This is a genomic window from Microcoleus sp. A003_D6 (assembly GCF_036702825.1).
Lineage (GTDB): Bacteria > Cyanobacteriota > Cyanobacteriia > Cyanobacteriales > Microcoleaceae > Microcoleus.
Genome location: NZ_JAUBWA010000164.1, coordinates 1 through 12,047, shown reverse-complemented (window position 1 = coordinate 12,047; position 12,047 = coordinate 1). Strand labels below are relative to the sequence as shown.

Annotated in this window: 9 protein-coding genes; 8 read left to right on the top strand and 1 reads right to left on the bottom strand. The window is 48.9% G+C overall.

Annotated elements, in window-relative coordinates:
* Window positions 1-476 precede the first annotated feature (476 nt).
* Genes QUB70_RS29035 through QUB70_RS29025 form a run of 3 tightly spaced genes read left to right on the top strand, consistent with a single transcriptional unit; the run spans window position 477 to window position 1,360 of the window.
* Window positions 477-692, top strand: coding sequence for a plasmid partition protein ParG (locus tag QUB70_RS29035; protein WP_332985085.1), 216 nt, complete (start codon window positions 477-479; stop codon window positions 690-692).
* A 55-nt stretch (window positions 693-747) separates the two neighbouring features.
* Window positions 748-963 carry a hypothetical protein gene (locus QUB70_RS29030; RefSeq protein WP_015177674.1) on the top strand — a complete coding sequence of 72 codons (216 nt, stop codon included), beginning with the start codon at window positions 748-750 and terminating at the stop codon, window positions 961-963.
* Window positions 953-1,360: a hypothetical protein gene (locus tag QUB70_RS29025; RefSeq protein WP_332985083.1), complete on the top strand. Its 408-nt coding sequence runs from the start codon at window positions 953-955 to the stop codon at window positions 1,358-1,360. Before QUB70_RS29030 ends, QUB70_RS29025 begins: the two co-directional genes overlap by 11 nt.
* 401 nt (window positions 1,361-1,761) lie before the next feature.
* On the opposite strand, the gene QUB70_RS29020 is transcribed toward QUB70_RS29025, so the two are convergent.
* A complete protein-coding gene (locus tag QUB70_RS29020) occupies window positions 1,762-2,526 on the bottom strand; it encodes a sulfotransferase domain-containing protein (protein WP_332985081.1) in 765 nt (254 codons plus the stop codon).
* 705 nt (window positions 2,527-3,231) lie between these two features.
* On the opposite strand from QUB70_RS29020, the gene hpsA reads away from it, so the two are divergent.
* The 5 genes from hpsA (at window position 3,232) to QUB70_RS28995 (ending at window position 11,842) form a co-directional block, all read left to right on the top strand.
* A complete protein-coding gene (gene hpsA / locus QUB70_RS29015; protein WP_332985079.1) occupies window positions 3,232-8,574 on the top strand; it encodes a hormogonium polysaccharide biosynthesis protein HpsA in 5,343 nt (1,780 codons plus the stop codon).
* A 40-nt stretch (window positions 8,575-8,614) separates the two neighbouring features.
* Entirely contained in the window at window positions 8,615-9,253 is a 639-nt protein-coding gene (gene hpsB, locus QUB70_RS29010; RefSeq protein WP_332985078.1) for a hormogonium polysaccharide secretion pseudopilin HpsB, read from the top strand.
* A gap of 59 nt (window positions 9,254-9,312) precedes the next feature.
* Window positions 9,313-10,398 carry a hormogonium polysaccharide secretion pseudopilin HpsC gene (gene hpsC, locus QUB70_RS29005; RefSeq protein WP_332985077.1) on the top strand — a complete coding sequence of 362 codons (1,086 nt, stop codon included), beginning with the start codon at window positions 9,313-9,315 and terminating at the stop codon, window positions 10,396-10,398.
* A gap of 58 nt (window positions 10,399-10,456) precedes the next feature.
* Window positions 10,457-11,086, top strand: coding sequence for a pilus assembly FimT family protein (locus tag QUB70_RS29000; RefSeq protein WP_332985075.1), 630 nt, complete (start codon window positions 10,457-10,459; stop codon window positions 11,084-11,086).
* A 117-nt stretch (window positions 11,087-11,203) separates the two neighbouring features.
* Window positions 11,204-11,842: a Uma2 family endonuclease gene (locus tag QUB70_RS28995; protein WP_332985073.1), complete on the top strand. Its 639-nt coding sequence runs from the start codon at window positions 11,204-11,206 to the stop codon at window positions 11,840-11,842.
* Window positions 11,843-12,047 lie beyond the last annotated feature (205 nt).

Here is a 12,047-nt window from a genome sequence, read left to right as displayed (position 1 = left end):
GAGGGCTAAAGCCCAACTACGTACCTATTTCTAGGATGACAATTAATCCACCCTGCTTATTAAGGGGGGCTAGGGGGATCGAGGGGCTAAGTAGTAACGTGGAGTTCGATCGCTCTTTTCGCCCCCTTAATCAGGAATGTGTCTAGTTTATACCTTCGTTTCGATAGTCCCTAACGCCTCTTATTAAGGGGGGCATGAGTATTTAAAGTCCTCATCTATATCTCGTTTCTAGCACAGTTTAGATCCCCCCTAACCCCCCTTAATAAGGGGGGGACAAGATTCCGCTCAAAGTCAACCCCTTATCCCGTTATTAAGGGAGATGCGAGGGGGAACTCGGCGCGGTTGTCGTTTTTTGGCTATGTCTGTTATTGTATCGATATAGGGACAAGCCGATAAGTCCTTATGTCGATAAGCGCCCCTATCCGATCGCGCGCCTGTGTGTCAGGCTAGACACATAGACAAATCGATATAGCGATATGGAAACTTTGACTACAAGTAAAACTGTGTCCGTAAAAATCTATCTACCTGAAGAGACAAGAGCCAAGTTCAAAGCATCTTGCGCCATCCGTAGCCTCAGCATGAATGAGGTTCTGTTGGAGTACATCGAAACTTGGTTACAGGAAAACGAACCTGTTTTAGAGCCAAAGCCGCAGCGCGTCAAGACGATCGCCAAAACTGAGGAAACAGACTGATGACCGATCGACTATATCGAATAAACGGCATCCTCGAACAAACCGCGAGGGACAAATGCTGAGAGATTCAGATAACCCAGAGAAATCTTGGGAGGATTTAGAAGCCGAACTGCTTCCTCACCGTCCTTTTTATGCCCCAGGCGAGACTGAAATTGAAAAAGACCTTTATGCTAAGCGACGATGTGCTCAGCAAAAAATGAAGGCTGAAAAACGCCCCGATATTGCAGGCCGCTCTTATTACTACTGCACGGAGACAAATAATGATGACTGACTCGAATTACCGACTGCTACCTGCCAGAGATGAGTATGTCCAAGTGTCTATCTATCTCAATCGGGTGCATTTGGACGGATATACGCCCGATCGCGCGATCGCACAATTGATCGAAATGGGTTATGCTCCTACTTTGCAATATCAGTGGAATCCAAAACGAAATGAGTTTGATTTATTTGCTCTGATTCACGATCGCCCGATCGCCGATTCACTGATGGATAAACAGGCTTGTGATGCTCTCTGGGCTGCTTTTAACCAATCTTCGCTTTACGTGATTGGTTGCGAGGCGGCGCAAAATCCTAACTGGCTAGCGGCACGCAGTTTTAACGATCCGCGCCGTCACGCTACGCCGGAGGAAATCGAGCCTCTGGAAGCAAATGCTACGGCTGCTGCTTAATATTAGACCTCTTGCAAAAATCCTTTTAATCAAATTTTGGAACGGGCTCTCCGGCCCATTCCACAAGAAAAAAAATTTTGTGGGATGGGCCGGAGAGCCCGTCCTAGTTATTTTTGCAAGAGGTCTATTTTAGTCCTGAGCGCAACTGACACATTAAAAAAGGTACGTAGTTGCGCTTAAGCACTCTTAGGAATGAGAATTAAATAACTTACATAAGTTTGTGGGGAGTAGGGGTTGGGCGTCCCGCCCGCCCTTTTTGGACGGGCGGGACGCCCATCCCACAATAACAATTGAAATTGCAAGTTATTTAATTTGCGATCCTTAAAATCTATGAAAGAGCGCTGAAGCGCAACTGCGTGCCTCAAAAATCTTTAACTATTGCACACTACGGATATTCGATATTAATCCCAGCCGAAGTCTCGATCGCACATTTCGGCTAGTCTTTGGTTGTGCGATCGAAAATATGCTCTCAATTGCTCGTATACTGTCTCGCTGATGGGCGGATATTCGCTGGAGTTGTGTTTTCCGTAGGTTTCTAGTTGGTGGGGCGGTAAGTCTAGAAATTCGAGAACGGTGTTGAGGATTTGCGATGGGTTGCTATACAAGTCTTCGCTTTTGATGATTGAGATTTGTGATTTTGGAAATAGTTTCATCCAGGCTGGAAGTTGGTCGGCGTAAATGCCGCGGCTTAAATAGGTGTGGTGTTGGTGCTCGTAACTGTAGTAGTTTGGGTTGGCTAGGAGTTTTTCCATTTCGCCTTTGAGTCTTTCGGGTTCGGAGGCGATCGCACTTTCGAGAGACAGCGATTCGTATCCGATTTTTATATAGTAATGATAGTGGGAAATTGCGCGTTCTATTGGGTTTCTCAGCAGGGCGATTATTTTGACTTTGGGAAATAAATCGTAAATTCGCTGGGGAACGTGGGGGTGAAAAATGTAGTAAGGGCTGGCTTCTCCTGTTAGTTGGGATTCGCCGCTTTCTGGTTGGGGAAATTGGGAATAATACCAGTCGGGGGTTTTGTGGAAGTTGAGGTCGAAGTAATGGATTTCTTTTTGGGTGGCGGGGGCGATTTGGGGATGTTGGATTAGGTAGTTGTACAGGGATGTTGTGCCGCCTTTTTGGACGCCGATGATGATGAATTCGGGGGGTTTGGGAGTTTGTTTCATGGGTTCTAGGTTGATATTTTGCAGTTGTACCGGCGGGCTGGACGGCCTTACGGAAATTCGATCGCACTTTGAGGCAAAACAGAAATTAGACCTCTTGCAAAAGTCCTTTTAAGTAAGATTTTGGAACGGGCTCTCCGGCCCATTCCACAAGAAAAAAACTTTTTGTGGGATGGGCATCTTGCCCGTCCCAGCTATTTTTGCAATAGGTCAATTCGATCGCACTTTGATGCAAAACAGAAATTCGATCGCCCAATTTAGATTCGATGGCACTGACACGTAAAAGTAAAAATTCGATCGCCCACTCTATATTCTAGATTCCGGCGATTGAAATCGCTAGCAACGCGATCGCACAAACAAAGCCGACAAAGCAAGAACTCGGAAATATATCGGATACGATCGCGATCGCACTTTTTTGGCGATCTCACTGATTTTGTGGCTGGGCACTGACATTTCAATTTAACTAGACTAGAGTGGAGTTCCCGAGCTCTAATCCTTGCGGGGCAAATCTTTCGGGGAAAAATATATCGGCGGTGAGCTTGGTTGGGGGGTTGGTGGGTTTTATTTTTGGGCCAAAGTACACATTTTGTAAATTTGTGCAAGGGCTGATATGGATGTTGGGGAAAATGGGAACAATAAAGATGGGATCGTACAGGCAAGCAGTAACTACCTGCAATACCATCTCTGAAAAAATCCGGGAAGGCGTCAATGTTTAAGAGCAAATTATCCAAAGTTATCGTATCGCTGCTGCGGCGGGTTGCTGGTGTTACTAGATCCGGGGCGAAGCGGCTGATGAGAGCAATGCTGCGATCGCTCATGGCAATGGGCCGCAGGGCGAGACTGCCTGTGGCGGGGTTTGTGCTGCCAACGGTGACGATGGTGTTGCTGGTAGTTATTTTGTTGACTGTGGCGATTACGCTGCGATCGTTCGATCGGGCTAATACTGCTCGCAACGTGCGCGTGAACCAGCAGGTGCTGGCGGCCGCGACTCCCGCGCTCGATCGGGCGAAAGCGAAAATTCAATATATGCTGCTGGAAGACCCGCAAAGACCGACATCAACTCCGTCAGATACAGAATTGTACCGGATGATGTCGTCTTATGATGCCACAAATGACTTTTATACTTTTAAGGGCGAGCAGCGGCTGATCCTGAAATCCGATCTTAACGGCGACAGTAGTGTCAGCAATGACGACCCAAAAGGACAGCTTTTGATCGGTTCGCCTGCAAGGGAAAACGAGGCGCTAAATACTGCCTGGAGATATCCAGTCGATACCAATAACGACGGGATATTTGATACTTTTACTCTTTACGGAATATACTTTCGCACCCCAAGAGCAGCAGTAGCCAGAGCGAGAAAGTCGCTAGATGCGAGAACACCTCCAATGGACACAGGAACTCTCAACCCGGCTTGCACTGAGGGAGAAGGAACAGTTGCAAGTTTGGCGGGCGATTCGGGTTGGGAGAGAAAAAGTGGCAGGCTTCAGAAAAGTTTCTTTGTTTACACGGTTAACGTACCTATAACAGCTACAGATATCACAGACAACGGGTTGGATAATAAGTATCAAGCTTTCCAGGGAACTACCAGTGTATCTGCCCTAGAATACCAACAAGACCAAAGCCGCATCCCCCTCAGCAACAATGCGGTTGTGTATGAAGACGATCTAGATATATCGCCCGGGCCTCCGCTAAGCCTAAACGGGCGGATACTCACAAATAGCAACTTATTGGTATCGGCTTTAGGCGGTGACAGAAGAATTAGACTATTTGAAGTCAGCAGCCAGACATCTTGTTTTTACGATCGAGAAAATAGCAAAATTGTTGTAGCAGGTAACGTAGTCAACGGGTGGTCGGGCAGCACAGTGGCACCACCAAACAACAATCCCGTAGAAGTACATCTCTTCACAAAAAGCGGCGAAACACCACCGACTATAGGCAGCTTACCTTCGCCAGCAATTGACCCGAACAATCAATCTGTTACGCAAAATAGTCTTCGGGTACTGTACAACAACGACGCTTACTCCGCGCGGTTAAATGCGCTGTTAGTAGCTCAAGAGGCCACACCAGTTACTAACGACCCGGTTGAGGTTATTCAAGCGATGCTGCCCCCCAAGAGTCAGACCCGCAATCAAGCACTGGAAGATTATTTTAAAGCACGGCTGCGGAAAGTTCCTTTTGCAGAAGTACCTCCGGGAACAGCAGACCGAGGAGTAGATCCGACAGATGCTCCCTACATTATTCAAGACAATGGTGTGAATAGCCTCAGACCCATTGAGAAGTGGAGCCTTCCTACTACTACTACTGTAATAGGATCGGAAGTAAAAGGTACTCTCTCTGGCGCTGGACGGGCTGAGATTACGATCCCTACGACTCAGCTATTATCGAGAAATCCCGCTTCTGGTCCCAAGCTAGGTGAGAGCGAAACAAATTTGGGCGAACGAATCGCCGTCGGCAACAACTTGCCAGAAAAGCGTTGGGATGATAGCAAGAACCAGTTTGTCAGTGACGAACAATCGGTAAGCGGAGCTACATGGACTGACGGAGGAGAGCGCACCCGCACACCGCAAGTGACCAAACTAGCTGACGCGGGAGCAACAGATCGCGGCAACGGTACAGGCGAAGCACCATCCAACACAATTCCTCCTTACAGAGATGGTTTCTGGGAAAAAGCAGCGGCTGAAATACCGAGAACTTTCTTGGATAGTGTTGGTGGTCTGCGAGTAATTACCAGCGCTGGAGTGTACGATCGCACCAACTCCTTCCTGCCGCCCCCCCGTTGGATAGAAACTGTAAATCCTCTTGCTCCCACCTTGAAAAGTGGCCCGGCATCGGGAACCGTTTTCACTGCCAACAATACTTACGACGACCCTGCAACTCCTGCGTCGGTGGAGCAGTACCCTGTAGTGTGGCCAGACTCAATGCCGATGTCACCTTTAGGGCCGGGGTCGCAAGTGTATGACAATGTAGGTGGTAATTGGATTCCCTGGCCGGGAGTACCAACACCACAAGACATCGGCTTGCCACAAGCAGTAGCAAGTCCTGTTTCAGGTGAAACCCCCGCGACGGCTTTCAAATTTGCCAAAGGTGACTTGCGGATGCGGGCAACGGCCGTTTATCACTATGCACAATCCGGCTACGACCCAATAGTGCTAGCAGCAGCGCAAGTAGCAGCACCAGGAACCCAGCCACAGCAACTCCCTGTAGCCTGTATCAGCAGCTACTACGACCCCAGCAACGCTTCCACAGCCAGAAACATCGTAGGGTTGACGGATGTCAGCGGAGACGTAACACCACGATCACCAGTTACACGGGGAGTACAGCAGGCATTTATCGGCTCCAACAACGGCATCGTCTACGGCCCTCCCACCGTCAGACTGACTCCCGCTACTTCTAATCCGCCGAACGCCTTTGGCTTGCTTACGGGTGGAGAAGCTATTTTGGAAGCCCAGGCAAACTTAGTCTTCCCGGACGGTAGGTTTGCCAACGGGCCGTTGAGAACCGCCCTCCAAGTCCCTAATGACCAGCGCACGCTAGCACAAAAAGCTGCTATTGACTCGACTAATTGCGCGCTACAGATACTTGACGGCACGATCGCCCCCGGTGGTCAACTGATTCCGATTCCCGACGGGGCAATTCAAGAAGTAGCATTTTTGAACGGTCGAGAAGTCAAGGCGATCGATCGCGACAACCTGAACACAAACGTTAACGAAGCCTTTACCCTCAGCAGCCCCCTGTCCCCGCCCCAGCCCCAGCCTGCCAATCCCCAAGCAGCAACTTTAACAGGCAATTACGACCAGCCCCTAGAAGAACGGCAACCCCTAGAAATTCGGGCTACTCAGTTAGACATCAATGCCTTGCGCGGCGCGCCCGTTGCAGGGTCCAACGCTACTCCACCCGAGTGGTTGCTGCCCAACAGCGGGATTATCTATGCCAGCCGAGACGACGCATTGCCCGATCGCAGCGCTCGATCGGCAGATGCTGAAAACAGCAAAAGATTAAGTCCCACAGACTATCGGCTCGACCCCACCCGCAAACCCAACGGCATCGTCCTGATTAACGGAGACCAGCTATTTCGCGGCGGAAACGCCACAGGAGAAAATAGCGTAAACAAGGTAGTCAGAGAAAAAGGGCTGACGTTGGTATCGAATTTGCCAGCTTACATCAAAGGAAGATTTAACCTTCACGGCACCATCCCGCCCCCAGCTCCGGGCGATCCACCCAATAATAATATTGTGCCAGTGGAAGAGTTTAATCAGTTGGTAACCCCGCCAGCTCCGGGAGACGCAGGTTGGGGAAACTTTTACGCTCGCACCAGTCAGAGTAATGGCCTTAACCCCAACTTTGCCTGCCGTGCGCTCGATCCGAGGCTCCCGAACTGCACCCTGGGCGACTTCTGGAGACCGGCAACTGTACTGGTAGACTCACTAACCCTGCTCTCCTCAAATTACCGTTTTGGCTTCCGCAACGAGGGAGACTTTGACCTGAGAAACAATGCGGGCGCTGCTGCTGTGTGGCCGCGCAGACAGCAAGGATTTTTCAACAACAACTTTGTCACTAACGGACTTTCCAGCGGCGCGTTTTCAACTAACGGCATTTTCGTCGGTACTGCCGGTGCGGCCCCTGCTGTGCTGACAGACGCTACCTACACGGCTGCTTTTCCTGCGGCTGGGTTGTTCACGAGTTCTTACTTCAACAACTTTGTCACTCACGTCCAGCGGCGCGGGGCATTCCCAGAGTACGTGATGGAAACCTGCACAAAACTGCCGGTGGCTGCGTGTACCGATGCTGACTGGTTTGTCAATCCTCTGGCAGTAGCACCACTCAGGGCATCCGATCCGACGCTCACAACAACTTATACTTCACCACCTACTGACCCAACGCAAGCTGTGGCTGCTACTTTTCAAGCTGGGTCAACGGTCGATCCCCCAGTGACTGCATTGCAGCGATTCCCCCGGCGCGTGGCTTTTCAAAGAAACGCCGATCTTGCTAATCCCACTAATTTCACCCAGCTAAACACCGCCGCTCTCCAGCCTTTAGGGATTGGTGCTGCTCCTGGACGAGCGATCGCAGCCGGTGTCGGTGCTGCCAGAGCTAATTCTCTGTGGTTTGCCGAAGGCGGTGTGAGTGCTGTCAACTTCAATGCTGGTACTACCCATGCTGCTCCCTATGTAGTCAACAACCCCACGGCCACCAATGCGCCCAACACCTTCGACGGATCGAATGTACCGCTACCAACTCTAGCAGCAGTACCATCACCCCCCAATTCGGAAATAGGACCAACGCCAAGCCCAGCAGCGCCAATTCAACTCGCACCACCACTACCCTTCAACGGGTCACAGCCGCTACTGCTCCCAGTCCCGCAGATCCAAACTGTGTCAGCAGCAGCTACAGAGCCTAGTATGCCAAGAGGCGCAACTAATGCCAGATTTACAGCGTGGATATCCCAGGCTGTAGATACTCCATTCAATGTGCTCATCGCAGCTGGTGACACTCCTTCACGGACACTTGATGCTGGCTTCACCAGCGGAGACTTTAACGGCGGCTTGCAAAACTTGCCCCGATTCTTGGAAAGCTGGGATAACGGGGGCTTTGCTACCAATATCCGAGGCTCTTTCATTCAGCAAAGCCGCAGCGCCTTTAGCACTGCACCCTACCAGCCAATTTTGCCGCAAGCTTACCAGCTAAGCGTGCCGGCTGCATCTCTAGCCAGCCTGTTTCAGCTTCAGAGACCGGCAGGCACTCCCCTTGTTGCGTCAAACCCAAGCATCACAAATACGTACAACACTGATGCTGGTGCGGGGTTTGTTCCTTATTTCAGCCCGCCCCTCCGAAACTGGGGTTTTGACGTGGGCTTGTTATCTCAGCCGCCTGACTTGTTTACCCAAAAGTTCACAACTCCTTCGACAAGGACTGAGCCTGCTGAGTATTTCCGGGAAGTATCTCGTAATGATGAGTGGGTAACAACTCTCATGTGCGGAATTGTTGCTCCCGATCAGAATCCGGGTTCGGGTAAGAATGCAACTGCGAGTAGACCAAGTAACTGCCCCGCTTAACCCTCTAACTTTCTGTCGCGCAATTACCGGATTTCTACTTATGACTGAGCAAAAACAACATCAAAATTTATCCCACTCACAAGATGGCGGCTACACGATTATTGAGTCATTGGTAGCGATGATTGTAGTTTCGGTGCTGATGATCGCGATCGCCCCCGTGATGGCCTTCTCAGTAGCAACTCGCGTCCAAGCGCGGCGGGTGGAACTGGCCACGCAGGCCGCGAAAGCTTACATTGACGCTCTTAGAACAGGTGCGATCCGACCAACCGGCTCAACCCCAGCTAGCCCGCCCGGGTTTCCTATCTCCTCCGATGTCGTTCCGCCTCCTGTTCCTACAAACCTCGCGGATTTGTACTGTTTTAAGTCAGAGCAAACGAGTGACAACTGTGGTGTTAGCAAAAAAGACTTTTACGTTCAGGGTATTCGTTCTTCTGGGACTCAGCCGACAGATACAGGCTATTCTTTAAAAGTTCGCGTATACAGAGCGGATGCTGGAACAACCGATCTGAAAACCGAACAGCAATCAGTTGCTAATTCTGGGCTCGGCAACCCTAAAGCGCCTTTGGTGGTAATGAACACAGAAATCCCACCTACTACTAATGCAGGTGGTTCGGCGCGTCAATCATTATGTTCTCGTCTTAATCCCGGTGCACCAGCTAACGACCCCTTATGTAAGTAATCAAAGCCTTGTTATCAAATCAAAATCCCTCTCATTAATTGACCAAGGAAGAAGTCAAAATGAAAAGTTTACTCAGGTTGCTTCTGAAAACTCAGCACCAGCAAAACCGCTCCGGGGTAGCTCAAAAAGAAAAGGGCATGACTCTAGTCGAGCTGTTGGTCGGAGCGATTATGGCATTTTTAATCATCACGCCGATGCTCGCCTTTGTAGTGGATATGCTGAATACCGACAGGAGGGAACAAGTCAAGTCAAACACCGAGCAAGACATTCAGGCGGCAGTTGATTTCATCGCCCAAGATTTGAGTCAAGCCATTTATATTTACGATAATAACACCATCAATATCGCCGCTGCCGATGGAACTCCTGGTATCAGAGATCAACTTCCAAATCCGAATGGGGGAACTCCCATTCTCGTTTTCTGGAAGCGGAAGCAGATTAAAAATGCTGTCTCTGTTGAGACTAACCCGGCTACTCGCGTACCGCCAGGAGAATGTAATATAACAGATAAACCTTGCAACGACACCTATGTAAGATCGTTAGTTGCTTACTATTTGGTTAGAGAAACCACTCTTAACTCTATTTGGTGTCAGCCGTCAGGAAGCAACGGCAACTGCCCATCACGCATAGAGCGCTATGAGATTAACGAGGGCATCGTGAAAAACGCAAGTGGAATAACTCTCGCAACTCGTTACTACGGCGACGGCGAGGTAAAAACTAACAGTCAAATACCCAGCCCTGCTTTTAATTTAGCTTTTGACTTTAACAATCCCAGAAATAATGTGACAACTCTAGCGGGAGTGAATGCTTTACAGAGTGAGGTTCTGGTCAATTATATAGACCATACTCCGAAGGCATTGTCAGCCACTGAATGTCAGACTGCTTTAGGCAATCCGAATGTTACATTACCAGGGGCAGCGACACCAACCGCAGTCTCAGAAGACACTCTAAGAGTAACAAATCCAAATATAAATAGCTTCTACGCTTGTGTAGATTCAGCGCCAGGGAAAAACATAGCGAGAGTTACTATCAGAGGAAACAGCCTCCGCCGTCTTCAAGATAGTAATGTTGTTTCCAGCGCCGACAACTCGGCATTTTTCCCAACAGCAAGCGTGCAAGTACAAGGTCGCGGCGCGTTAGGACAGTAACTTGTGTCTGAAATACATTTCGGAATCGTATCACTAGCATATAAAACAGGAGAATAACATGAAAATCCCAATATTATTAAAAGTTTTGCAGAGTAGTCGCACCAAAGCAACCCCCAATTTCCCAAATACTAGATCCAGAAAGGGCGATAAAGGCTACACCCTTATAGAATTGCTGATCATAGTGCTGATCTTAGGTATATTCGCTTCGATCGCAGCTCCAAGCTGGCTGGCCTTCATCAACAGACAAAGAGTTCGCACTGTGAACGATCGAGTTTTCCAAACCTTGCGACTTGCACAAAGCGAAGCAAAGCGAACTAAGAGCGATCGAGTAGTTACATTCAATACTCCAGCTACTGACCCGCCAACAGCTACAATTAAAACAGATCCCGCCCAAAACCCTCCGCTACAAACACTGAATTTTGACGTAGGAGGCGAAATCAAACCAGGCACTATTATACTTTCAACGAATGCAACTACTGCTGATACTGATCTTCCCCTAAACTCGATCATTTTTGACTATCAGGGTAATGTAAAAAAATTACCAAGTACAAATCCTGCAATTCCCGGACGATTTGTGGTATCAGTTTCTGCTGTTAACGGCGGTGGTAAGCAATGTGCGATAGTGGAAACTATCATAGGAGGCATGAGAACTGCTGAAGGAAATGATCCTGTAACAGGGTGTCCATGATAGCTTTCAATAAATTTAATCTTAATCTCTAACATCAATTCCGCGTAAATGCAGAATTGCTAAAATATATTAATTTAAATTATTTTATATTTCAAATCTAATTAAAACAGACAAACTATGCTATTAGAACTAAAACAAATAATCGTCCAGCCAGGAAATCAACTATTGCTCAAAGACATAACCTGGCCGATGTTTGAAACCCTATTAACAGAATTGGGAGAAAGTCGCGCATCCCGACTTTCATACAGCAAAGGAACATTAGAAATCATGGTTCCGCTAATGAAACACGAGGTTGCCAAAGTCCTGATTAGCGACTTAGTAAAAATTCTCCTTGAAGAATTAGACATCGAATTTTGGCCTCTGGGTTCCACCACATTCAAAAATGAGAAAATGGCTCAAGGAGTAGAACCAGATACCTGTTTCTACATTCAAAACGAAGCAGCAGTCAGAGGCAAAAACCGCATCAACCTAGAAACTGACCCACCTCCCGATTTAGCCATAGAAATAGACCTCACATCTCGCACTCAGTTCAACAACTACGAAGCATTAGGAGTTCCCGAATTGTGGCGCTACAACGGCCGCAACCTGCAAATGGGCGTACTGCAAGATGGAAAATACATACAGTCCGATCGCAGTCTCCAGTTTCCCAACTTCCCAATCGCCGAGCTCATCCCCCAGTATTTACAGCAAAGCAAAACAGCCGGCAGAAACGTCGCCATGAAAGCCTTTCGATCTTGGGTGAAAGCGCAAATTTAGCGATCGGGCAGACGACTCTCGCCCACACCGCGCGATCGAATCAATACCGGCGATTTGTCCGATCGGGCTCATACCAATTTTTTATGAGGCTGCATAGAATCCGATCCCCCCTTAGCTTGCCCCCTACTCCCCCTTAATAAGCAGGGTGGTTTTATTGTGGGGAGAAGAAATCTGAAACGACAGAAAGCACCGCTCAAAGCTCGCG

What these genes read in the sequence shown, in the direction of transcription:
- QUB70_RS29025 (WP_332985083.1), top strand. Translation starts at nt 953, where the DNA reads ATGATGACTGACTCGAATTACCGACTGCTACCTGCCAGAGATGAGTAT.
- QUB70_RS28995 (WP_332985073.1), top strand. Translation starts at nt 11,204, where the DNA reads ATGCTATTAGAACTAAAACAAATAATCGTCCAGCCAGGAAATCAACTA.
- QUB70_RS29030 (WP_015177674.1), top strand. Translation starts at nt 748, where the DNA reads ATGCTGAGAGATTCAGATAACCCAGAGAAATCTTGGGAGGATTTAGAA.
- QUB70_RS29020 (WP_332985081.1), bottom strand. Translation starts at nt 2,526, where the DNA reads ATGAAACAAACTCCCAAACCCCCCGAATTCATCATCATCGGCGTCCAA.
- hpsC (WP_332985077.1), top strand. Translation starts at nt 9,313, where the DNA reads ATGAAAAGTTTACTCAGGTTGCTTCTGAAAACTCAGCACCAGCAAAAC.
- hpsB (WP_332985078.1), top strand. Translation starts at nt 8,615, where the DNA reads ATGACTGAGCAAAAACAACATCAAAATTTATCCCACTCACAAGATGGC.
- QUB70_RS29000 (WP_332985075.1), top strand. Translation starts at nt 10,457, where the DNA reads ATGAAAATCCCAATATTATTAAAAGTTTTGCAGAGTAGTCGCACCAAA.
- hpsA (WP_332985079.1), top strand. Translation starts at nt 3,232, where the DNA reads ATGTTTAAGAGCAAATTATCCAAAGTTATCGTATCGCTGCTGCGGCGG.
- QUB70_RS29035 (WP_332985085.1), top strand. Translation starts at nt 477, where the DNA reads ATGGAAACTTTGACTACAAGTAAAACTGTGTCCGTAAAAATCTATCTA.